The sequence below is a fragment of the Bacillus cereus group sp. N24 genome (assembly GCF_016483345.1).
GTDB classification, from domain to species: domain Bacteria; phylum Bacillota; class Bacilli; order Bacillales; family Bacillaceae_G; genus Bacillus_A; species Bacillus_A toyonensis.
Genome location: NZ_JAEHCA010000005.1, coordinates 124,652 through 147,068, shown reverse-complemented (window position 1 = coordinate 147,068; position 22,417 = coordinate 124,652). Strand labels below are relative to the sequence as shown.

Sequence of the window (22,417 nt, the reverse complement as noted above, 5' to 3'; positions counted from 1 at the left end):
TCCCTATATAAATGTCGCATTCGTTTTACTTATATATGAAGTGGGAAGTGAACTATGAACAACATCTTTTCCAGTCGTGAAATACTTTATAAAGTTTAGGTTGCAATTACAAACTTTCTCAATAAAAAAAGCGAGAGCAGTTGCTCTCGCTTTTTTATATCTTAAAACTCAGAAGAACCTGGAGTTCTTGGGAATGGAATTACGTCACGGATGTTAGCCATACCAGTGATGTACATTAGGAAGCGCTCGAAACCTAGACCGAATCCAGCGTGTTTTGTACCGCCGTATTTTCTAAGTTCTAAGTACCACCAGTAGTCCTCTTCGTTCATACCTAATTCTTTAATTCTGTCTACTAAAACGTCCATTCTTTCTTCACGTTGACTTCCGCCGATTAATTCGCCGATGCCAGGAACTAGAAGGTCAGTAGCAGCTACTGTTTTACCGTCTTCATTCATACGCATATAGAACGCTTTAATGTCTTTTGGATAGTCTGTTACGAATACAGGGCGTTTGAAGATTTCTTCTGATAAGTATCTTTCATGCTCTGTTTGTAAGTCAATACCCCATTCTACTGGGTATTTAAAGTCAGCACCTGATTCTTGAAGTACTTTAATTGCTTCTGTATAAGTGATACGACCGAAGTCAGAGTTAATCACATTGTTCATGCGCTCTAGAACTGTTTTATCAACGAAGCTGTTGAAGAAGTCCATTTCTTCTGGTGCATGTTCTAATACATATTTCATTGCATATTTCAGCATATCTTCTGTAAGATCCATTACATCGCCTAATTCAGCAAATGCAATCTCAGGCTCAACCATCCAGAACTCAGCTGCATGGCGAGTTGTGTTTGAGTTCTCCGCACGGAATGTAGGTCCGAATGTGTATACATCACGGAATGCTAATGCATAAGCTTCAGCGTTCAGCTGTCCACTTACTGTTAAGTTTGTTTCTTTACCGAAGAAGTCTTTTGATTCATCAACTTGTCCGTCTTCACCTTTTGATACGTTGTTTAAATCTTGCGTTGTTACGCGGAACATTTCGCCAGCACCTTCTGTATCACTACCAGTGATGATTGGTGTGTGAACATGTACGAATCCACGCTCTTGGAAGAATTGGTGAATCGCAAATGCTGCGATAGAACGTACGCGGAACGTTGCAGAGAATGCATTTGTTCTTGGGCGTAAGTGAGCGATTGTACGTAAGTATTCAAACGTATGACGCTTCTTTTGAAGTGGGTAATCAGAATCTGATAAGCCCTCGATATCAATTTTTTCTGCTTTAATTTCAAATGGTTGCTTCGCTCCAGGCGTTGCAATTACTTTACCTTCTACTTTAACTGAAGAGCTAAGTGGAAGTTTTGCAATTTCTTTGAAGTTCTCTAATTCAGTATCGAATACGATTTGAACGCTTTTGAAGAAGCTACCGTCGTTTAATTCGATGAAACCAAATGCTTTTGAATCACGTAAGTTACGAATCCACCCTGATACTTGTACTGTTTGATCTGCATACTTTTCTGTATCTCTATACAGACTTTTTACTAATGTGTTTTCCATAGTGAAATTCTCCTTTGCTGATATATTTAAATACAAAAAAACCTTTCATCCATAAAGGGACGAAAGGTTAAACTTCGCGGTACCACCCAATTTGTCATAAAGACCAACTTTAACTCGTATGTAATACATACTTCCCGGTTTGTAACAGGCCGGATTCCCGTCTAAGTCTACTCTTGAATACAAGATTCAATTTCGGTTAGCAACTCCAAGGTGTTCTTCACATATACCGCCTCATCAGGCTCTCACCGTCCCTGACTCGCTATGGATTATAGTATATAATACTTTTCCTTATCATCGTCTTTCATTTTGTTAAACTAAAATTAATGTACTACATTCGAGGGAAAGATGCAAGATGCCAGAAAATATATCAGCGATTTTCGCAATATATCGACCATAACTTCAAATATATCAGCGATTTTTATAATATATCGACAATCGCATCATAAAAAAAATTGCCGGAATAGATCCGGCAATTTCTTATTACTTACGTAACTCCGCACCAAATTTCTCTTCTACCGTTGTTAATACACGGTTATGTGCTTCTGTTACCTCTTCGTCTGTTAACGTACGTTCTGCATCGAAGTAAGTCATAGAGAATGCAAGTGATTTCTTGCCTTCTTCCATTTTTTCACCTTCGTATAAATCAAATAGCGTTACGTCTTTCAGAAGTTCTCCGCCAGCTTCAGCAATGACTTGCTTCATTTCACCAGCTTTTGTTTCTGTTGTTACAACAACAGCCATATCACGTGTCATCGATGGAAAACGTGGGATTGGTGAGTAGTAAGTTTCTTCCACGTCTGCACTGAATACTTTTACAAGAGATAGTTCGAATACGAATGTATCTTTCACATCTAATTGTTTTTGCGATTCTGGATGCAATTGACCGATGAATCCAATTACTTCGCCATCTAATACGATGTCAGCTGTACGGCCTGGGTGCATACCTTCACGTTTTGCTGGTGCATATGCGATTTGGTTTGCAACGCCAAGTACGTCGAATAATCCTTCTAGCACACCTTTCATAACGAAGAAGTCTACTACTTTTTTCTCACCTTGCCATGCATGGTGAAGAGCAAGACCTGTCATAACACCTGCAAGATGTTGTTCTTCTTTCGGAAGTTCTCCTGCTTCTGTCGGTAAGAAGATAGAACCTACTTCGTATAGAGCAACACTGTCGTTTTTACGTGCAACATTGTATGAAACTGCTTCTAACAATTGTGGCACTAAGCTTAAACGAAGTTGACTACGCTCTTCACTCATTGGAAGCGCAAGATTTACAGGAGCTTTTTCGTTCGGCTCAACCATATATTGTTTCGCTTTGTCAGCGCTTGTTAATGAATATGTGATTGCTTCATATAAACCAGCACCTTCTAAGAAGCGACGTACTTTACGACGTTTCGTTTGTGCTGATGTTAATTTACCACGAGTCATTGTTCCAGAAGGTAATGTAACTGGAATATGGTCATAACCGTATAGACGGCCCACTTCTTCTACTAAGTCTTCTGAAATTGTAATATCAGGACGACGTGCTGGAACATTCACATGGAATGTTCCTTCTACTTCTGTGAATGGGAACTTCAAGTTTGTGAACATTGTACCCATTTCACTTGCAGAAATATTTGTACCTAATACACGGTTTACTTTTTCAGCCGTAACAGATACTGTACGCTCTTGTACTTGTAAGTTATCAGCTTCTACTACACCTTCAAGTGCTTCTCCGCCAGCATATTTCGCCATTAAAGCAGCTGCGTGTTGAATTGCTTCAAATGTACGTGTTGGATCGATTCCTTTTTCGAAACGTGCACTTGATTCACTGCGAAGACCTAAGTCTTTTGATGTACGGCGCACTGTTTGACCCGCAAAGTATGCAGACTCAATTAGAACGTTTACTGTGTCATTTGTAACTTCTGAATCCGCTCCGCCCATTACACCAGCGACAGCTAAAGCTTTTGTTCCGTTTGTAATTACAAGATGATGGTCTTGTAACGTACGCTCTTGATCATCTAACGTTTCAATTTTTTCGCCTTCTTTTGCAAGACGAACAACGATTTCTTTTGAACCTAATTTATCGTAATCGAATGCATGTAACGGTTGACCGTATTCCATTAAAATGTAGTTTGTAATATCAACTACGTTGCTAATTGGACGAATGCCAGCTGCCATAAGGCGAGTTTGCATCCACATTGGTGATGGACCAATTTTTACGTTCTTTACCATTTTTGCAATGTATAATGGATTTTCTTCTTTCGCTTCTACACTTACAGAAATGTAATCAGCAGTTTTTTCTGCTGTTTCTTGTAAGTCGATAGCTGGAAGTTTTACTTCACGGCCGTAAATAGCAGCTACTTCATATGCAACACCTAACATGTTTAAGCAATCTGCACGGTTTGGTGTTAAACCAAGCTCAAGTACTTCATCATGTAAGTTTAAAATTTCAAGTGCATCTGCACCAACTTCAGCGTCACTTGGGAAGATGAAGATACCATCTGCGTATTCTTTTGAAACTAACTTTCCATCAATGCCAAGCTCTTGAAGAGCACAAACCATACCGTGAGAAGCTTCACCGCGTAGTTTTGCTTTTTTAATTTTGAAGTTACCAGGAAGTACAGCGCCAACTTTTGCAACTGGTACTTTTAAACCTTTTGCAATGTTAGCAGCACCACAAATAATTTGAACTGGTTCTTCTTCACCGATATCGATTAAGCATTTGCTTAACTTATCAGCTTCTGGATGTTTTTCACACTCTAATACGTGACCAACTACAACACCTTTTACACCTTTATTTAATACTTCAACACCTTCTACTTCAATACCACTTTTCGTGATTTTGTCTGCTAGTTCTTGTGCTGTTACATCTTTAATATCTACATACTCTTGTAACCAACGATATGATACGAACATACTTATCCTCTCCTTCCCTTACGCTCGTTTGAATTGTTGTAAGAAACGTACATCATTTGTATAGAAATGACGAATGTCATCTACGCCGTATTTCAACATTGCGATACGCTCTGCGCCCATACCGAATGCGAAACCTTGATATTCTTTTGAATCATAACCAGCCATTTCAAGTACGTTCGGGTGAACCATACCTGCGCCTAAAATTTCAATCCAGCCAGTTCCTTTACAAGTGCCACAACCTTTACCGTGACACATCATACACGAAATATCCATCTCTACAGATGGCTCTGTGAATGGGAAGAAACTTGGACGAAGACGGATTTCACGGTCTTCACCGAACATCTTTCTCACGAATACTTGCAGTGTACCTTTTAAGTCACTCATGCGAATGTTTTTATCAATTACAAGACCTTCAATTTGCATGAATTGGTGTGAATGCGTCGCATCATCGTCATCGCGGCGATACACTTTACCAGGACAAATAATTTTGATTGGGCCTTTTTCTTTGTTATTTTCCATCGTGCGTGCTTGCACAGAAGATGTATGTGTACGTAGTAACGTTTCTTCTGTAATGTAGAATGTATCTTGCATATCACGTGCTGGATGATCTTTCGGTAAGTTTAATGCTTCGAAGTTGTAGTAGTCTTTTTCTACTTCTGTTCCTTCAGCTACTTCATAACCCATACCGATGAATACATCTTCAATTTGTTCAACAACAGCTGTTAACGGATGGTGACAACCTGTTTCAACAGGACGACCTGGCAAGGTAACATCAATTGTTTCAGTAGCTAATTTCGCTTCAATTACTGCTTTTTCTAAGTTACCAATTTTGTCATCTAGACGCGTTTGAATCGCTTCACGTACTTCATTTACTAATGCTCCCATACGTGGACGCTCTTCCGCTGATAATTTTCCCATGCCGCGTAATACTTCTGTAATTGGGCCTTTTTTCCCTAAATACGCTACGCGTACGTCATTTAAGCCCTTTAGCTCTTTCGCTTCTTCAATAAGCTCTAACGCTTTTTGCTTTAGCTCTTTTAAACGTGCTTCCATTTGGAACCCTCCTAATTTTAAAAATAAAAAAACCTCGCTCCCAAAAAGGGACGAGGTAAATTCGCGGTACCACCCTAAATTGACAGAACAAGTCTGCCCACTCATTAGTTATAACGATCAATTCTGACCGGAACGCCTTTACATATACATGGTCCTGGCGTCAACTCCAGAGGTGAATTCACTTCCGTCTACCATAAGAATGCTTTCAGTCTATGGCATTCTCTCCCTATATGGCGATTTTGTCAGCTACTCTTCTCTATCAACGTTTTTCGTTATTTAACTTTTATTATATGTTCATTACGAACATGTACTTCAACTTATTATAAGAAGTTTTTTATTTGTTCGCAACCGGGCTTTGTAAATAATACGTTAAAATCCCTGCTGCAACCGCAACATTTAATGATTCTGCCCCGCCATAAATCGGAATATACAAGTTTTGATCCGTTTTCGCAAGAATTTCTTGGCGTACGCCGCTTCCTTCATTCCCTACAATTAATGCAAAACTTCCGGCTGGTGTTACTTCACCGTAAGGAACTCCATTTTCAAGAGCTGTTCCATATACAGGAACACTATTTTCTTTTAACTTGTCTACCCATTCTTCTAAATTCCCTTTTACAATCGGTAAGTGGAAGATAGAACCTTGTGTAGAGCGCAGTACTTTACTATTGTAAACATCAACACAACCTTCTCCAAGCACAACGGCATGAATACCAGCTGCATCAGCTGTACGAATAATCGTTCCTAAATTACCTGGGTCTTGAAGGCCATCTAATAAAAGAAATTTCCCATCAGTAAGAGCTACTTCTTTCTCATGCTTTTCACAGACAGCAAATACACCTTGTGTTGTTTCTGTTTCACGAAGTATTTTTACAATCGCTTCAGGCACGATATACATTTCAACATCATTCACTGTCCAATCTTTCGGAAGGTCTGTTTGATCTGAAACGATAAGTTCTGTTACAATTCCTGCCTTTAAAGCTTCCTCCACTAAGTGGAATCCTTCAACAAAGAACAACCCTTGTTTATCGCGTTCTTTTTTCGTTTGCAGCTTTTTCCACTGCTTCACACGCGGATTTTGTACTGAATCAATGTTTTTCATAATATGTATTTCCCTCTCTTCTTGTCTTATCATTATAGCCTATTTTTCATACATATTTACATAAAAAAGAACAAAAACTAACGTCAGTTTCAATTCTGAAGAAGAGGTGAAAGCAATGAGTTTTAATTTACGCGGTGCTGTATTAGCGAATGTATCTGGAAATTCACAAGATCAATTACAAGAAACAATTGTCGATGCAATTCAAAGCGGTGAAGAGAAAATGCTTCCAGGTCTTGGTGTTTTATTTGAAGTCATTTGGAAAAATGCTGATGAAAATGAAAAGCACGAAATGTTAGAAACGTTAGAGCAAGGATTAAAAAAATAAGCAATTTGAAAAATCACCTTCGCATAAGCCAGGGTGATTTTTTTCGCAAAAAAATTTCCTTTCCCTAAACATTTCTACTTTACTAACGCTACCCGGATGGAGTACAATGTTCAAAATACATTTAAACCGATCGATTTTCTTCATATACATCATTAGATAAAAGGAGTGAATGTTTTATGCACCGTATTACGCTTGAACAAATTTTTAAACACCACATTACACAAAAATACGTAAATCGTTCTGGAATGGTCCACGCGATTGCTGTCGCTTACCATGCGTTTCACTTAGCCAAAAAGCATCACGCCTCAGTCGATGCTGCGACAAAAGCCGGTTTCCTTCACGATATCGGACATCATACATGGTACACAGGCGGTGAATGGGACTATGACTTATATAAAAAGAATGATATACATGCAATTAAAGGAGCGGAAAGAGCTCACAAGTTGCTTATTAGACTAGGAGAACATCCAAAACTAGCAAAAGAAATTTCTGTTGCAATTCTATTGCATACTGATTCTTTCCTAGTAGAACAATCACTTGAAAGAACACCTCTACAAAACATTATTAAGTGGGCCGATGAAGCCGATGAAGAACCTGGCGGAGCGCACCATTATAGAACGATTTCTTACGAAAAAGCACTAAAAGCAATTCAGCAGTTAGATCGATTGGTAGAGCGTGAATTGCAAATAGAGCAATCGAAATCGAACAATAAGGCAGAACATAGTTATCAATGAGAAAGAGGCATCACTATAGGGTGATACCTCTTTTATTATTTTACGAAAAATAAACCTTTGTATGTAATATTTAAACATTACACCCGAAAACAAAATACTTTATAATTAAATATACAAATATAAAGAGGTGATTCTACATATGCAACCCGCTACACAACTTCCTTATGAACAGAAATACTCTATGTCATGGGGACAATTCATTAGCTCCGTTTTCTTTGCTTTTTTTGGAACCGGACTTATTACTGTGTTCCTCGCAATGCCCTTAACAATTTATACAGCAGGTCTTACAGATAAAAAACAAATTGCCCTGTATGAATCTATTGCAAATACTGCAAGTACCGTATTACAACTAACCGTGTTGTTATTCTTCATTTTTAAATTCGAACCCGCAAAAAATTTACTATTAAAATCTTTTAATTTTAAAGCACTGAAAGAATGGCGCACATACGTATACTTACTTCTTTTCTTCGTTATAAACATCTTACTCAATTACATACTGTTAAATTATGTGTTCCAAGACGCAACAAAGCAGCAATCTTCCGCACTAAACTTAGACATTTTTAAGCAGTATCAAATATTACTACTTATCAGCTTTGCGATACTCACCCCAATTTTCGAAGAACTTATTTTCCGTGGTTTTTTACTTCACTTCTTCTCTGAACGCTTTCCATTTTGGATTGCAGCCATCGTAACAAGTTTCTTCTTCGGGATCGCTCATACATACTCACTTGGGGTAATGGTAATTACTTTCTTCTTGGGATTATTAATGGCTATTTTATGTAAAAAAACAAAATCCATTATTCCAGCTATGTTACTTCATATTATGAATAATATATTGGCATTCTTGAGTTAAAAAGAGGTATCATCACGATACCTCTTTTTACTCTTTTATCACAACTTCGAACTCTTCTTCCGTTAAAACTTTTCGATAATCCGTTTTCTTTTCTCCCTCTTCACCAGAAGTTAGGACAGGCGTCAGTATAATTTTTGTTACACTATCATCTAGCTTTTCAAATCGCCAATAACTATTTTTCGATTTTATTAATAATATCCAAAATAAACCTCATGTAGTAAAATATAACTTAGTTCACTTAAATGAGTTTACATATGTTCAATATTATTTGGATGCTTTTTACGCCACTTCTCTTACTATGCGGGATTGCTGGTGGTATTTTTTAATGGTAACAGAAATTAAACATCGGAAATTACTTGTTACCTTAATGGGGATTATTTGCTTTTCATTCATTATAATGCCTTTTACTTTTTTTAAACAAAGGTATCAATGGAGAGAACGTTCTCCACATTCCACCTGTCCTATATTGGATGCTTTTCTCTCTAGCTGGTTTATTAGCAGGATTGAATGGGGTACATTCAAAAATTAAGAGTATACGCAACATGGGACTCATTATTTTCTCAATAGGACTGTTTGCAGCTATTGTCCATGCCTGATTCATATTTTATTCATTAAGGAGTTATTACATATGGAATCTACCGGTTTATTTATTTGGCTTATCTTAGCCCCTATTTTGTTATTATGTGAAGGCATCGTTGGCATTTATTTAATTGCTGCCGGAATTAAATATCGAAAATCACTTATCGTTATAGCTGGTTTAATTAGCATATCACTTATCGTTGTTCCTATCATTTGTATAGGTTATGGAATAGATTTAGAGGGAATGGTTCCAATTTCGGGAACTTTATATTGGTGCTTCTTCTCATTAGCTGGACTAGTAGCTATTATAAGTGGCAGACAAATATCAAGTATTCGTTCTATGGGGACGATTTTGGTTATAACAGGATTGTGCTCTGTAACTAGTTATCATCTTTTATATCTAACTACATAAAAAACACAAAAAAGCAGGGAAATTAATTCCCTGCTTTTCTATTTGGTTTATTGCCTGATGGTAAGAAGAACGATAACACCCAAGCAATACCTGCGAGTATTGTTGCAATTAAGAAAGCATCGTTAATACCGTTAATTGCAGATAGCTTTGAGATTTGTCCAAATAGTAGTTGCGTGCTCATCGCATCTCCCGCTTGAGCTGATCCAGCTAAAGCCGCTAAGCTTTGGCCCATACCATGTACTTTATCAACTAAAATTGGATTTGACGTTGTTAACATGTTGCCATAATCCGCTACGTGAGCAGTCGTTTGTTGCGTCATAAGTGTGATTAAGATCGCTGTTCCAATTGAACCAGCTACTTGTCTTGACGTATTTTGCGTTGCTGTACCGTGAGAAATTAATTTCATCGGCAGCGCGTTCATACCAGCTGTCATAATTGGCATCATAATGAATGACATACCAATTGAACGTATAATATAATCCGTCATAATAACGCTATACGGTGTATCCATCGATAATTTTGTAAATTCATATGTCGCATAAGTTGTAATTGCCAATCCAATTATTGCTAATGGACGAATGCCATATTTATCGAATAATTTACCTGCTACTGGTCCCATGATCCCCATAATTAATGATCCTGGAAGAAGTAGTAAACCAGATTCAATTGGCGTAAAGCCACGAATATTTTGTAGATATACTGGAAGTAATAACATACCTCCGAATAATGCCATCGTTACGATTGCGTTAATTACTAAAGTAAAAGTAAATACTGGATATTTAAACACTTGTAAATCAAGCATTTTATTGTCCGTTGTTAGCTCTCTCCAAATAAATACTGCAATACCTACTACACCAATGATAAGTGTTATCACAACCTCTGCACTAGTCCAGCTATTATTTCCCGCTTCACTAAATCCATACAATAAGCTACCTAGTCCAATACTTGAACTAATAACACCGAATACATCTAGCTTTGTGTTAGATACCGGCTGAGCTAGTGTAAAGAATTTTAAAGATAGGAAAGTAATAATTAAACCAATCACAAACATTCCGTAGAACATTAAGTTCCAGCTATAGTTTTCAATTACCCATCCTGTTACAGTTGGTCCGATAGCTGGTGCTAAAATCATCGCTACCCCTAGTAATCCCATAGCTGCTCCTCGCTTATGAGGCGGGAATAATGTCATGAAAATATTCATACCAACCGGCATTAAAATACCCGCTCCAACCGCTTGAATCACTCGGCCCGTCATCATCATTGTAAAGTTTCCTGAAGTAGCACAAATGATAGATCCTACCGTGAAGAATAACATTGCCGCTACGAACAATTTACGATACGTAAATCGTGAAACTAAAAAGGCACTAATCGGTACTAAAATACCATTTACGAGCATGAAGCCTGTAATTAACCATTGTGCTGTTGAAGTTGATACATTAAATTCATTCATTAACGGAGGCAATGCAACGTTAATGATCGTTTGGTTTAAAATAGAAACGAACATCCCGAGAATTAATACTGTTACAACTGCTTTTACGTTCACATTCTCTATAGGCATAGACGTTTGTTTTTTCGGCATTTCTTTTTCTTGTTTTACTTCTTCTTGCTTACCTGTTTCTAACTCAACTACATTAGAAATTTCTGTTTCTTGCTTTCGTTCAATTTCTTTTTCTTCTGTTTCTACCTTACTTACTTCTATTTTACTTACGGCTGGGACTTGTTCTTCTCCCACGTTCGTTTTTTTCTTTCGTAAAAGACGATTTACAAGGAAGAAGACGATTATACAAAATAGTGCATATCCTGCAATTGCAATTGAGGACATCTCATCTCCCCCTTACTTATGAATACGAACTGTCACATTCATGCCAGGAACAATATTTACTGATTTACTATGATCTAAAGAAATTTTAACTGGTACCACTTGTGTTACTTTCGTATAGTTCGCTGTTGCGTTGCTTGATGGTAACATAGAGAATGTATTCGCTGTTGTTAATCCAACTTGCTCTACTTTTCCTGATAACGTCGTGTCTGGGTATGCATCTACATACACGTCTACATCTTGACCTTTTTGCACATCGTCAACATCTGTTTCTTCAATGTTTGCTGTTACCCATAAATTGTTCATATCAAATGCATAAGCAATTGGGCTACCAGCTCCAACGAAAGCATTTGTCGTTGCGTTTGATTGTACAACTGTCGCGTTTTGCGGAATTGTTACGTCTACTGTTTGCTCCCCATTTGCTCCAGCTACAGTGACAGCACCTAATTTATCGTTCTCATTGTAGTTTTTTCCTACTTCAGCTTTCCAGTCAGTCAATTTACCTGCTGCTGGTGAAGCAATTGGAATTACCTTTCCATCAATTTTTGCATTTTCTGTTTTTAAATAGTTTTCCGCTTGATTGTAATAGTAATAACCGCCAATGCCGCCGCCCACTAGCACAATTAATGTGATAATGTTGATAATCACCATTCTTCGAAACTGATTCATTGCATTCCTCTCCTTATATCGCATATAATTTTTTTCTAAACTATTTACATCCTTATTGTTTATACTGTTTAATTGTTAATTATATTAACCTTTAAACAAAAAAAGCACACCTTCAGCAGCATAAACCGGATTTCGTCTACCTGCGAGTGGTGCTGATTTCTAAAGGACTATCGTTTATAATTATAAATAATTATTTCGAATCTACAACCGACAATTTAAGTATGAAATGTCGCTTAAACAACAATATAATACCGATTTGTTGTTTAAGTGTATAAAATGAAACGAGGAGAAGTAAAATGTCTATTAAAAATACAAATGATCCACGTGTAAAGCGGACGAGACAACTCATACAGGATGCTTTTGTCGCTTTAGTAGGCGAAAAAGGGTTTGAAAATGTAACTGTTCAACATATCGCAGAACGCGCTCCTGTAAATCGCGCTACATTTTATAGCCATTACCATGATAAATACGACTTATTAGACAAAAGCATTGAAGAAATGTTAGAGAAGCTAGCAGAAGTAATCAAACCGAAAAATAAAAATAAAGAGGATTTTCAACTTACATTCGATTCACCACATCCAACATTTTTGGCTCTGTTCGAACACATCGCAGAAAACGTGAACTTCTATAATGTTATGCTCGGGGATAAAGCTGCAGGAAACTACTCTTATAAAATGATGAAAACAATACAAACGCATTTAACATTAAGCTTATCAATTTCACAACCAGATGATAAAGATCTTATGGTTCCTCGTGATATTCTAATTAGTTATGTGACAGGGGCTCACATCGGGATGATTATGTCATGGTTAAAAAGAGGGATGATATATACCCCGCATTTTATGGCCATGCAATTAACTCGTTTAATTATTTTAGGGGCCCATACTGCCGCAGGATTAGAAAGACCTTTTTAAAACATAAAAAAGCGAAGGAGATCCTCCTTCGCTTTTTTCTATTAATTAAATGTAATGTTATGTACAGCCTCTTTATCAAGACGTTTAATAACTTCTACAATTAACTTCACTGCATTTTCATAATCATCACGGTGTAACATTGCCGCATGCGAATGGATGTAGCGTGTCGCAATCGTAATTGCCATAGACGGAATACCATTTACAGAAATGTGAATCGCACCTGCATCTGTTCCCCCGCCAGCTACTGAATCATATTGGTATGGAATTTGTAGTTCGTCAGCAACATCAACTACGAAATCACGTAAACCTGTATGTCCAATAACAGAAGCATCATATAAAATAATCTGCGGTCCATCGCCCATTTTACTTTGCGCTTCTTTTGACGTTACACCCGGTGTATCTCCAGCGATACCAACATCTACTGCGAACGCGATATCTGGTTTGATATAATTCGCAGATGTTTTTGCACCACGAAGACCAACCTCTTCTTGTACAGTTCCAACGCCGTATACAACGTTTGGATGTTTTTCATCTTTTAATTGTTTTAATACGTCAATTGCAATCGCACAACCGATTCGGTTATCCCATGCTTTTGCAAGTAACATTTTTTCATTCTTCATCACTTGGAATTCAAAGTAAGGTACAACTTGATCTCCTGGTCGTACGCCCCACTCCATTGCCTCTTCTTGGCTAGAAGCACCAATATCGATAAACATGTCTTTAATATCAACTGGCTTTTTACGGGCTTCTGGAGGTAAAATGTGTGGTGGTTTTGAACCAATTACACCTGTTACATCTCCTTTACGCGTTACAATTGTCACGCGCTGTGCAAGCATAACTTGTGACCACCAGCCACCAACTGTTTGAAAACGAAGGAAGCCTTTGTCATCAATTTGCGTAATCATAAAGCCAACTTCATCTAAATGACCTGCAACCATAATTTTCGGGCCGTTTTCTTCCCCAACTTTTTTCGCAACTAAACTTCCTAAATTATCAGTAGAAAGTTCGTCCGCAAACGGCTCAATATATTTCTTCATTACTTCACGTGGTTCACGCTCGTTACCAGCAATACCACGTGCATCTGTTAACTCTTTTAGCATTGTCAATGTCGCGTCTAATTTTATCATTGCCAACACCCTCCTTTTTCTTCAGTCACCTTATTATACAAAAGGAAATTGAAATATTCAAAAATTAAATTAGTATCCTTGTGTTTGACGCTGATGATTTACTTCATTTTTATCTAAATACGCTTTTTCAATTTCTTCTTGTTCAAATTCAAGTGCTTGTCCAAGTCGAAGATAGCTTGTAAATAATTCAATATAGTTCGTGATAGATGGTTGATCTGTAAAACGAATTACTTTCGCATATGTGTCTAAGAAAATTTCCACTTGTGTTTTATTCGTTTGTGCACATTTATAGAATAAGAAGTTTTTATCAATACCTAAATCGATTCCGATTGATAAAATAAAATGCAAACCATCTACGTATTCTTCTAATATTATTTCACGTTCTGAAGCTGATTTGTTGCTCCAATATTTAAAACAACGTGTTTCATTTGCAAGTTCTCCAATTTCTACAAGAAGAGCTAGCATTTTTTCTTTTAACAACTTTTTCGGTTGTAAGTCATGTTCTTTTGCAATACGGTCATCTAATTCTTTTTGTAATTTAAATAGTTGTAGTAAGTCCATTCTATTGTCCTCCTCCAACATCGCATTTTATGCAACAATGTTGTTTCATCTCAAAGTTCATTATTATGTTTCAGTTCTTATGAATAAGTCAGCTATCTACCTCTTTATAAAATAGCTTGTCCTTAATTTACAAATACGTTTCAGTCATCGCTCGTATATTGTTCATCTGATGAAAGTTCCATATCATCTTTCCATTATAGCAGTGTCGTTTCGGCTAGGAAAGATACTCTTCTTTCCAAACGAGCATAATTGAAAAAAGCCAGGAGAATTCTCCTGACTTCATATGTATATTCTTCTATATCGCTATAATTTTTATGTTAATTTTGTCATATCGATAACGATGCGTCCATAAATCTTTAGAGCTTCATTCACTTCAAACTTCTCTTTGAAAACAAACAAAAAACCTTAGAAGAAAATTCTTCTAAGGTTTCAACTAATTAATTAGTTAATGTTGTTTTTTGCAACTGTTGCTAATTCAGCGAAAGCTTTTTCGTCATGAACAGCTAAGTCAGCAAGCATCTTGCGGTTAACTTCGATGCCAGCATTTTTTAAACCGTGCATTAAGCGGCTGTAAGAAAGACCATTCATACGAGCTGCTGCGTTGATACGTGTGATCCATAATTTACGGAAGTCACGTTTCTTTTGACGACGGTCACGGAATGCATACATTAGAGATTTCATAACCTGTTGGTTAGCAACCTTGAATAATGTATTTTTAGAACCGTAGTAACCTTTTGCTAATTTTATAACTTTTTTACGACGTTGACGAGTAACTGTACCACCTTTTACTCTTGGCATAATATTACCTCCTAATTGTTCTATATATCAGCCGAACTTATTTTAAGTTGTCAAGCATTTGACGAATGCGTTTGAAGTCACCAGCGCTTACTACACCAGCTTTACGTAGTTTACGTTTAGCTTTTGTAGATTTGTTAGCGAATAAATGGCTTGTGTAAGCGTGAGAACGTTTCAGTTTACCTGATCCAGTCTTTTTGAAACGCTTTGCAGCGCCGCGATGAGTTTTTTGTTTAGGCATAGGTATTTCCTCCTCTATCTATTACTTATCGTTTTTCGGTGCTAAAACTAAGAACATACTACGTCCTTCCATTTTAGGCTTAGATTCAATTGTACTAACTTCAGCACAAGCTTCTGAGAAGCGATCTAAAACACGTTGACCGATTTCTTTATGAGTAATGGCACGTCCTTTAAAGCGAATTGACGCTTTAACCTTGTCGCCTTTCTCTAAAAACTTGATAGCATTACGAAGTTTTGTGTTAAAGTCGTGTTCATCAATTGTTGGACTTAAACGAACTTCTTTCATGCTAATTACTTTTTGATTTTTGCGCTGTTCTTTTTCTTTCTTCTGTTGCTCAAAGCGGAATTTACCGTAGTCCATAATGCGGCATACTGGCGGTTTCGCATTTGGAGCAACTAATACTAAATCAAGATTAAGATTTGCAGCTAAGTCTAAAGCATCATTACGAGACTTGATTCCAAGTTGATCGCCATTTGCGCCAACTAAACGTACTTCACGTGCACGAATTTGCTCGTTAATCATCATATCCTTGCTAATAGTAAGCCACCTCCAAGGTTTTCTCAGAATATATTTTGTAGTCATAGAACCCGACAAAAAAAGTGCGGGCATACGACACCCACACTTGTAAAATCTTAAGTAAGAAATACATTTACCTGCTAACTGCGAATGCGTCCATCAGGTGAGAAGCGGGTGCTTCTACTTGTTCCACAAAACAATATTCTATTATCCTTGATGAGTTTATCATAGGACATGACGTCTGTCAAGAAGACGCGATGTGTTTTACTAACAACAAGAAATATTGTAACAAACAACTAGCATACATGCAATACTTTTTTATGATAAGAGTTACATGGTTATTTTTTCTAGTTTTTCTCTTTTATATTAAAAAGAAAAGCCGCGGTATACCGCGGCTCTTTCTTATCGTTTTCCTTCTACTTTAATCATGTCAACAAAAGCATCTAATGCGATTGTTTCTGATTTTTGTTCACCATATTTACGTACGTTTACGCCATTTTCAGTTACTTCATTGTCACCTACTACAAGCATGTACGGAATTTTTTGCATTTGTGCTTCACGGATTTTGTAACCAATTTTCTCTTCGCGAGTATCTAATTCAACGCGAATACCAGCACGGCGCAATTCATCTTGTACTTTCTTCGCATAGTCTAAATGCACTTGCGGAGAAACTGGAATTACTTGCGCTTGAACTGGAGCTAACCAAGTTGGGAATGCACCTTTGTATTCTTCAATTAAGAATGCTACGAAACGTTCCATAGTTGATACAACACCACGGTGAATTACAACTGGACGATGTTGTTTTCCATCTTCACCAACGTAAGCTAATTCAAAGCGTTCTGGAAGTAAGAAGTCTAATTGTACAGTTGAAAGTGTTTCGTCTTTTCCAAGAGCAGTACGAACTTGAACGTCAAGTTTTGGACCGTAGAACGCCGCTTCACCTTCAGCTTCGTAGTAATCAAGACCCATTTCATCCATAGCTTCTTTTAACATACCTTGTGCTTTTTCCCACATCTCATCATCAGCATAGTACTTTTTAGTATCTGCTGGGTCACGATAAGATAGACGGAATGAATAGTTCTCTAAACCGAAATCTTTGTACACTTCTAGAGTTAAGTTTACAACACGTTTTAACTCTTCTTTAATTTGATCTGGTCGTACGAAAATGTGCGCATCGTTTAAAGTCATTCCGCGTACACGTTGTAATCCAGATAACGCACCTGACATTTCATAACGGTGCATTGTTCCAAGTTCCGCAATACGGATTGGTAATTCACGGTAGCTGTGAATATCGTTTTTATAAACCATCATGTGGTGAGGGCAGTTCATTGGACGAAGAACTAACTCTTCATTATCCATTTCCATTGATGGGAACATGCCATCACGGTAGTGATTCCAGTGACCAGAAGTTTCATATAGCTCTCTGCTTCCTAGTACTGGAGTGTATACGTGATCATAGCCTAAGCTTGCTTCTTTATCAACGATGTAACGCTCGATAATACGACGGATTGTTGCACCTTTTGGTAACCAAAGTGGTAAACCTTGTCCTACTTTTTGGCTATTAGTAAATAGTTTTAATTCTTTACCTAATTTACGATGATCGCGCTCTTTCGCTTCTTCAAGCATACGTAAATGCTCATCTAATTCTGCTTTCTTAACAAATGCAGTACCGTAAATACGTTGTAGCATTTTATTATTGCTATCGCCGCGCCAGTAAGCACCTGCAACGCTTAATAATTTAAACACTTTAATTTTCCCTGTAGATGGAAGGTGAACACCGCGGCAAAGGTCGAAGAATTCGCCTTGCTCATAGATTGAAATAACTGCATCTTCTGGAAGATCGTTAATTAAATCTAATTTTAACTCATCGCCGATTTCTTCAAAGCGACGAAGTGCTTCTGCACGTGGTACTTCATGACGAACGATTTCTAAGTTCTCGTTCACGATTTTTTGCATTTCTTTTTCGATTTTCTTGAAGTCTTCAACTGTAATTGCTTCTTCCATATCAATATCGTAGTAGAAGCCATTTTCAATTACTGGACCAATGCCAAGCTCAAGCTTAGCATCTTTATATAAACGTTTTAACGCTTGTGCTAAAAGGTGGGCTGTTGAATGGCGTAAAATGTATAAGCCATCTTCTGAATCTAATGTAATAATAGAAACTGCACCATCTTCTTCGATTGGTGTAACAAGATCGATCATCTCATCGTTTAATTTTCCAGCTACAGCTTTTTTCTTTAAGCCTGGGCTAATAGAAGCTGCGATTTCTTCAGTTGTTACGCCTTTTGGAAACTCCTTCACAGCTCCATCAGGGAAAGTAATTTTAACTACATCTGCCATCACTGGTCACTCCTCTTTTTCTCAAAATAAAAAACACTCATCCCGTAAAAAGGGACGAGTGTTGAATTCGTGGTTCCACCCTTGTTCCAATTAACATGATTGTTAATTGCTCAAGTTCAACATAACGGTGTTGTCCGTTAGCAATTACTAAAAAAATCGTTCACTGCTAAAGTTTAGAGGTGGTAAGTAATAATCCCGTACTAGGAAGCTCACACCCTAAGGCTTCCCTCTCTGAAAATCGTAGAAAACTACTCATGTCCTCATCATGACATTTCAATATATTTCATTTATGTAGGTAATTATATGCTCAAAAACTTAGAAAATCAAGGGCGTTACCTTTATTTTTTAAATTTTTCACATTGCGTTCAAACTCATGTAATCCGTGTATTTGTATCCGTTCTTGAAATACGTTTCGCAAAGTAATAATCATATTATGGTCTTGTTCTTTCGTATACAAATAGATTTTTTTCGGTGAAATAGAAAGAAGTGGTGCAATTACTTTTGTATCAATATATACATCTTTTTGCTTTAGCAAATCTTCATCTATATATTGGACCAATTTCTCCTGTTTTAAACGTCTACCTTTATCATCATAGAAAATAAAACTTTCATCAAAAATAAGATGCATACAGGACAAACGTGACTTTCGATTACTAACTTGTTGCCGGAGCGTCTCAATGAACATTTGATATTCTTGTTCCATCTTATACTCATCAATTGCCACTTCAGTAAGCTTAGCTACCATTTCCCTATATGTACGAAGACGAAAACGAACATATGATGAAAACGAGAATGAGAGCGGATCACAAAGCCAATTATTTAAAGAAGACTTAATATACGATTCAAATGTGTAACGTGTTAACTCACGAGCAACCCCTTTTCTTCTTCCCTTTAAAACTTCTTGCGCTATATGCAATATTTGATGACACTCTTCTTGTTCTTCATAAAAAAACTTTTCTTTTAAAATTGTATAAATCCACTCATTTTGTTTCACATTCACAATGAAATATACCATGACTGGCAATAAAATCTTTTCAATATAGTGTGATTCACATACTGGTATGTGAATTACAACTTTTTGTTCCTGTAAATACACACTCGTTTCTTTATATAACACTTCCGCCCTTTTCAGTAGTTGTTTATATACGTACATAGCATCATTTTTTTCTTCGAAGCAAATTTCAATCACTTTTGTCCCCCCTTTTATCCCCGCTCTAAAGGATTGTATCTATACGTTACAAATCCTATAAGAGTTTGGCCCGTGGAAGTTCACTCTTAGTAGAATTGCATTTCCTTTCGTTAGAAAATCCACTCGATATGGCTTGCTAATTTTATATATATTAAGGGAGGGAGAAAAAAATGATACAAGCTACTATGAATTTTCAATAAGAACTGTTCGTTTTACAATTCGACTACGCTGAAAAGCATTCAAAACAAAAAAGAACAAGCTTCTCAGCTTGCTCTTTACTTATGACGGCGGTTTTTCCCACCGATTGTAATTGGTTTCGCTAAATATTTAATTCGTTCCATAATACGGGCCGCTTTCATTTCTTCTGCTTCACCGCGCTGTGTATACGTTAAGTGATGTTCCAACTGTTTGAAATCAAAATTAGACGTAAAGAACGTTGGTAAGTTTTCTAGCATACGGAATTGTAAGATTGCACCGAGTACATCGTCACGTACAAAACTAGACATCGCTTCCGCTCCGATATCATCTAACATTAAAACTTGTACCCGTTTAACCGCATCAATCTTTTCTCCAATTGAATTATCTTGAATCGAACTTTTAATTTCACGTAAAAATTCTGGGAAGTATACGAGCATGGAACTTATTTTCTTTCGAGCAAGCTCATTCGCAATCGCCCCTAAAAGATATGTTTTCCCTACACCAAATTTACCGTAAAGATATAGCCCCTGTACTTTTTTACCCGGTTCATATGTGCTTAAAAATTCATTCGCTGCACCAATTGCATCAATACGTGCATTTAACTCTGAAGGGTCTAAATTTTCCATAGTCGCCTGTAAAATATCCGTTGGCATATACACACTTTGAACGAGTTTTTCATATTTTTTTCTCTCATCATATGCTACTTTTCTAATGCAACGATCGTATTGAATATCAATCATCTTACCTTGGATAACGAGCTTCGGCTCATATCCTTGCAGCATATTTTTACATGTCCCTAGATCCGGACAATCTGAACAACCTACACATTGTCCAATATATTCATATAACTTCACAAGACTGCGCTCAATCATAGAAGTTGTTACTTCGCCTTTATGCTCGTCTATAAATTCTTTCACACGCGGATGTGCCATCACTTCCGCCTTTAATACTTCATATCTGTTTTTAAAATTTTCATTTTCCATTAATTTTGTAAATGAATTTTGAATATGCTCCATTTTCTCACCTCAAAGAGCGTTCATTCTCTTCTATTAATCACGCTTATATTTTTTCAACACTTCTTCTAGTCGTTTTCGTTCATCTTCTAACGTACTTGTATCTTTTTCCGCACCTACATCATTTTTCACAGTTTCTTTTTCTTTCGGCTCTTCTTTCAACCAATCTGGTACCATTTCTTTTCGTACTGTTTTCTTCGCTGTACGACCTTTTTTCTTCGTCTCAGCCCATTCTTGGTATTGACGGTTTTCTTCTTTTGCTAGCGCCATTGCTTCAGCTACTGTACCGACCTTTTTACGAGCCCAATGCCCAGCAATCTTCTCCACATACGTTTTCGCGAGCTTCATATCTGAGCGTAGCATAACGTAATAAATAAGTACATTCACAACTCCTGGCGTTAATTTTTGATTGATCATAACATCCTCAACAATTTGCAAGTCCGCTTTCGTCGCCTCTGCACCACCAGAAATCTCTTTCAATAGTTGTTTTGGTGAGATTTCTTCTAATTGTTTTATAAGCATCTCTTCTTGCGATGAAGGCTCTTTCTCTTTCATCGTACGTGCAGCGTGTGGCTGTACTCTTTCACTTAATATTGGTAACGCTTGACCATTTTCGAATTGGTACCAATCGCGCGCTCCTTTTCTAAGCCTTTCCATATCAATTGTTTGCATCTCTGTCACCGCACCAAGAACGATATTTTGCATCGATAACACATCCACACCATACACGTAAGCAAGTGTAATGACACATTCTCGCACTTGATCTGTAATCGCCTTTTTAGGAACAAGAGCGGACAATCCGTCTACAAATAAGGAGAAATCAAAGAAATCGTTCCAAACTTTAGGAGCATCTCCCTTTTCATTATTTGGCATCGTTGTCGCTTTTGGAATACGGAGTTCTTCTTGCGCATGCTCAAGCTGTCCTGGATTAAACGAATCAAACACCTCATTAAAAGAACGTGTAATATTTTCATAAGAAGCAAAATCAAATTCTTCTTCTAAGAAATATTGTTTTACTTGATTATATTTTGTCCGACTCAATCGATTGTATAAAAAGATACTTAAAACAATATCATCAAAAAACTGCTTTGGAGATAAAGGTGGTTGCAATTCGTATATAAACATTCGAATATCTTTTTCTTTCTTAATATATACCTTTAAAAGCCCAATTGCCTCTAGCTTTACTCGTTCCTCATATATTTCGGGAAGTTGCATTTGCATGGTCACCATAAGGGAATGATGTGTATTCTCTTTTCCAAATACACGATCTTGCTCTAACGCCCCCCATAGCGTCATGTACAAGCTAAAAGCTCTACTACCTATTAACGGCTGATACAACATCGTTAACACTTTTCGGTCGTAATTATGTAGTAGTCCTTTCGTACTTACTTTATAACGATCAATCGGCAATAGCTCCATCCATGACTGTTTTTGCATTCTTGCTTTTCCTTTCTTTCATCCAATCTATCCTCTAATTCATTCGTTCTATCTTCATTATATATTTTATCCCGCTATTTGCGGGCAGT

20 protein-coding genes, 2 pseudogenes and 4 other annotated features are annotated in these 22,417 nt (G+C 37.1%); of the genes and pseudogenes, 6 read left to right on the top strand and 16 right to left on the bottom strand.

All coding sequences use genetic code 11. The features are described 5' to 3' along the window. Nucleotides 1–161: 161 nt before the first annotated feature. The 4 genes from asnS to JDS95_RS10350 form a co-directional block, all read right to left on the bottom strand. Nucleotides 162–1,553, bottom strand: a complete 1,392-nt coding sequence (asnS, locus tag JDS95_RS10365; protein WP_000432185.1) for an asparagine--tRNA ligase — start codon at nt 1,551–1,553, stop codon at nt 162–164. A gap of 52 nt (nt 1,554–1,605) precedes the next feature. Next, nucleotides 1,606–1,857: a binding site (T-box leader), on the bottom strand. Between the two features lie 176 nt (nt 1,858–2,033). After that, nucleotides 2,034–4,454, bottom strand: coding sequence for a phenylalanine--tRNA ligase subunit beta (pheT, locus tag JDS95_RS10360; RefSeq protein ID WP_144467192.1), 2,421 nt, complete (start codon nt 4,452–4,454; stop codon nt 2,034–2,036). An 18-nt stretch (nt 4,455–4,472) separates the two neighbouring features. After that, complete coding sequence (gene pheS, locus JDS95_RS10355) at nt 4,473–5,507, bottom strand: phenylalanine--tRNA ligase subunit alpha (protein ID WP_000388218.1); 1,035 nt, start codon at nt 5,505–5,507, stop codon at nt 4,473–4,475. Between the two features lie 43 nt (nt 5,508–5,550). Beyond that, nucleotides 5,551–5,779: a binding site (T-box leader), on the bottom strand. A gap of 62 nt (nt 5,780–5,841) precedes the next feature. Next, the gene (locus JDS95_RS10350) at nt 5,842–6,639 is read right to left on the bottom strand and encodes a TrmH family RNA methyltransferase (protein WP_002045349.1); all 798 of its coding nucleotides are present in this window, start codon (nt 6,637–6,639) and stop codon (nt 5,842–5,844) included. 82 nt (nt 6,640–6,721) lie between these two features. Here JDS95_RS10350 and sspI point away from each other — a divergent pair, with 82 nt between their 5' ends. The 3 genes from sspI to JDS95_RS10335 all read left to right on the top strand — a co-directional run bounded on the left by sspI (nt 6,722) and on the right by JDS95_RS10335 (nt 8,518). Continuing rightward, nucleotides 6,722–6,931 carry a small acid-soluble spore protein SspI gene (sspI, locus tag JDS95_RS10345; protein WP_000009509.1) on the top strand — a complete coding sequence of 70 codons (210 nt, stop codon included), beginning with the start codon at nt 6,722–6,724 and terminating at the stop codon, nt 6,929–6,931. A 176-nt stretch (nt 6,932–7,107) separates the two neighbouring features. Continuing rightward, nucleotides 7,108–7,665 carry an HD domain-containing protein gene (locus JDS95_RS10340; protein ID WP_000554796.1) on the top strand — a complete coding sequence of 186 codons (558 nt, stop codon included), beginning with the start codon at nt 7,108–7,110 and terminating at the stop codon, nt 7,663–7,665. A 139-nt stretch (nt 7,666–7,804) separates the two neighbouring features. Further along, nucleotides 7,805–8,518 (top strand): CPBP family intramembrane glutamic endopeptidase, encoded by a 714-nt coding sequence (locus JDS95_RS10335; RefSeq protein WP_001182106.1) that lies wholly within the window; start codon nt 7,805–7,807, stop codon nt 8,516–8,518. Nucleotides 8,519–8,545: 27 nt separating this feature from the next. On the opposite strand, the pseudogene JDS95_RS31835 reads toward JDS95_RS10335, so the two are convergent. Further along, nucleotides 8,546–8,710 (bottom strand): annotated as a pseudogene (locus JDS95_RS31835) (DUF4179 domain-containing protein); the annotation flags it as partial. Between the two features lie 62 nt (nt 8,711–8,772). On the opposite strand from JDS95_RS31835, the pseudogene JDS95_RS10330 reads away from it, so the two are divergent. Both JDS95_RS10330 and JDS95_RS10325 read left to right on the top strand, forming a co-directional pair. Next, nucleotides 8,773–9,133: pseudogene (locus JDS95_RS10330) on the top strand (ammonia permease). A 13-nt stretch (nt 9,134–9,146) separates the two neighbouring features. Further along, complete coding sequence (locus tag JDS95_RS10325) at nt 9,147–9,509, top strand: hypothetical protein (protein ID WP_000446230.1); 363 nt, start codon at nt 9,147–9,149, stop codon at nt 9,507–9,509. 22 nt (nt 9,510–9,531) lie between these two features. Here JDS95_RS10325 and JDS95_RS10320 read toward each other — a convergent pair whose 3' ends face one another. Both JDS95_RS10320 and JDS95_RS10315 read right to left on the bottom strand, forming a co-directional pair. After that, nucleotides 9,532–11,331 (bottom strand): DHA2 family efflux MFS transporter permease subunit, encoded by a 1,800-nt coding sequence (locus tag JDS95_RS10320; protein WP_000094771.1) that lies wholly within the window; start codon nt 11,329–11,331, stop codon nt 9,532–9,534. A gap of 12 nt (nt 11,332–11,343) precedes the next feature. Continuing rightward, the gene (locus JDS95_RS10315; protein WP_001071409.1) at nt 11,344–11,997 is read right to left on the bottom strand and encodes an HlyD family secretion protein; all 654 of its coding nucleotides are present in this window, start codon (nt 11,995–11,997) and stop codon (nt 11,344–11,346) included. 296 nt (nt 11,998–12,293) lie between these two features. Here JDS95_RS10315 and JDS95_RS10310 point away from each other — a divergent pair, with 296 nt between their 5' ends. Beyond that, nucleotides 12,294–12,911: a TetR/AcrR family transcriptional regulator gene (locus JDS95_RS10310; protein WP_000023657.1), complete on the top strand. Its 618-nt coding sequence runs from the start codon at nt 12,294–12,296 to the stop codon at nt 12,909–12,911. A gap of 41 nt (nt 12,912–12,952) precedes the next feature. On the opposite strand, the gene JDS95_RS10305 is transcribed toward JDS95_RS10310, so the two are convergent. The 9 genes from JDS95_RS10305 to JDS95_RS10265 form a co-directional block, all read right to left on the bottom strand. Further along, entirely contained in the window at nt 12,953–14,038 is a 1,086-nt protein-coding gene (locus JDS95_RS10305) for a M42 family metallopeptidase (protein WP_000593045.1), read from the bottom strand. Between the two features lie 69 nt (nt 14,039–14,107). After that, nucleotides 14,108–14,599 carry a dUTP diphosphatase gene (locus JDS95_RS10300; protein ID WP_000365054.1) on the bottom strand — a complete coding sequence of 164 codons (492 nt, stop codon included), beginning with the start codon at nt 14,597–14,599 and terminating at the stop codon, nt 14,108–14,110. Nucleotides 14,600–15,040: 441 nt separating this feature from the next. Continuing rightward, complete coding sequence (gene rplT, locus JDS95_RS10295) at nt 15,041–15,397, bottom strand: 50S ribosomal protein L20 (protein WP_001138362.1); 357 nt, start codon at nt 15,395–15,397, stop codon at nt 15,041–15,043. 37 nt (nt 15,398–15,434) lie between these two features. Further along, nucleotides 15,435–15,635, bottom strand: coding sequence for a 50S ribosomal protein L35 (rpmI, locus tag JDS95_RS10290; RefSeq protein WP_001125945.1), 201 nt, complete (start codon nt 15,633–15,635; stop codon nt 15,435–15,437). A gap of 21 nt (nt 15,636–15,656) precedes the next feature. Next, entirely contained in the window at nt 15,657–16,160 is a 504-nt protein-coding gene (gene infC / locus JDS95_RS10285) for a translation initiation factor IF-3 (RefSeq protein ID WP_000973214.1), read from the bottom strand. A 62-nt stretch (nt 16,161–16,222) separates the two neighbouring features. Continuing rightward, nucleotides 16,223–16,343: a sequence feature (ribosomal protein L20 leader region), on the bottom strand. 210 nt (nt 16,344–16,553) lie between these two features. Next, complete coding sequence (gene thrS, locus JDS95_RS10280) at nt 16,554–18,491, bottom strand: threonine--tRNA ligase (RefSeq protein WP_000786073.1); 1,938 nt, start codon at nt 18,489–18,491, stop codon at nt 16,554–16,556. 47 nt (nt 18,492–18,538) lie between these two features. Then, nucleotides 18,539–18,767, bottom strand: a binding site (T-box leader). Between the two features lie 31 nt (nt 18,768–18,798). Beyond that, a complete protein-coding gene (gene ytxC / locus JDS95_RS10275; protein ID WP_000569632.1) occupies nt 18,799–19,680 on the bottom strand; it encodes a putative sporulation protein YtxC in 882 nt (293 codons plus the stop codon). 275 nt (nt 19,681–19,955) lie between these two features. Next, nucleotides 19,956–20,894, bottom strand: coding sequence for a primosomal protein DnaI (gene dnaI, locus JDS95_RS10270; RefSeq protein ID WP_000400118.1), 939 nt, complete (start codon nt 20,892–20,894; stop codon nt 19,956–19,958). A gap of 33 nt (nt 20,895–20,927) precedes the next feature. Beyond that, nucleotides 20,928–22,328, bottom strand: a complete 1,401-nt coding sequence (locus tag JDS95_RS10265; RefSeq protein WP_001171838.1) for a replication initiation and membrane attachment family protein — start codon at nt 22,326–22,328, stop codon at nt 20,928–20,930. Nucleotides 22,329–22,417 lie beyond the last annotated feature (89 nt).

Bases quoted from the DNA above. Each gene is read 5' to 3' on its own strand.
- asnS (WP_000432185.1), bottom strand. From the start codon at position 1,553: ATGGAAAACACATTAGTAAAAAGTCTGTATAGAGATACAGAAAAGTAT.
- pheT (WP_144467192.1), bottom strand. From the start codon at position 4,454: ATGTTCGTATCATATCGTTGGTTACAAGAGTATGTAGATATTAAAGAT.
- pheS (WP_000388218.1), bottom strand. From the start codon at position 5,507: ATGGAAGCACGTTTAAAAGAGCTAAAGCAAAAAGCGTTAGAGCTTATT.
- JDS95_RS10350 (WP_002045349.1), bottom strand. From the start codon at position 6,639: ATGATAAGACAAGAAGAGAGGGAAATACATATTATGAAAAACATTGAT.
- sspI (WP_000009509.1), top strand. From the start codon at position 6,722: ATGAGTTTTAATTTACGCGGTGCTGTATTAGCGAATGTATCTGGAAAT.
- JDS95_RS10340 (WP_000554796.1), top strand. From the start codon at position 7,108: ATGCACCGTATTACGCTTGAACAAATTTTTAAACACCACATTACACAA.
- JDS95_RS10335 (WP_001182106.1), top strand. From the start codon at position 7,805: ATGCAACCCGCTACACAACTTCCTTATGAACAGAAATACTCTATGTCA.
- JDS95_RS10325 (WP_000446230.1), top strand. From the start codon at position 9,147: ATGGAATCTACCGGTTTATTTATTTGGCTTATCTTAGCCCCTATTTTG.
- JDS95_RS10320 (WP_000094771.1), bottom strand. From the start codon at position 11,331: ATGTCCTCAATTGCAATTGCAGGATATGCACTATTTTGTATAATCGTC.
- JDS95_RS10315 (WP_001071409.1), bottom strand. From the start codon at position 11,997: ATGAATCAGTTTCGAAGAATGGTGATTATCAACATTATCACATTAATT.
- JDS95_RS10310 (WP_000023657.1), top strand. From the start codon at position 12,294: ATGTCTATTAAAAATACAAATGATCCACGTGTAAAGCGGACGAGACAA.
- JDS95_RS10305 (WP_000593045.1), bottom strand. From the start codon at position 14,038: ATGATAAAATTAGACGCGACATTGACAATGCTAAAAGAGTTAACAGAT.
- JDS95_RS10300 (WP_000365054.1), bottom strand. From the start codon at position 14,599: ATGGACTTACTACAACTATTTAAATTACAAAAAGAATTAGATGACCGT.
- rplT (WP_001138362.1), bottom strand. From the start codon at position 15,397: ATGCCAAGAGTAAAAGGTGGTACAGTTACTCGTCAACGTCGTAAAAAA.
- rpmI (WP_001125945.1), bottom strand. From the start codon at position 15,635: ATGCCTAAACAAAAAACTCATCGCGGCGCTGCAAAGCGTTTCAAAAAG.
- infC (WP_000973214.1), bottom strand. From the start codon at position 16,160: ATGATGATTAACGAGCAAATTCGTGCACGTGAAGTACGTTTAGTTGGC.
- thrS (WP_000786073.1), bottom strand. From the start codon at position 18,491: ATGGCAGATGTAGTTAAAATTACTTTCCCTGATGGAGCTGTGAAGGAG.
- dnaI (WP_000400118.1), bottom strand. From the start codon at position 20,894: ATGGAGCATATTCAAAATTCATTTACAAAATTAATGGAAAATGAAAAT.
- JDS95_RS10265 (WP_001171838.1), bottom strand. From the start codon at position 22,328: ATGCAAAAACAGTCATGGATGGAGCTATTGCCGATTGATCGTTATAAA.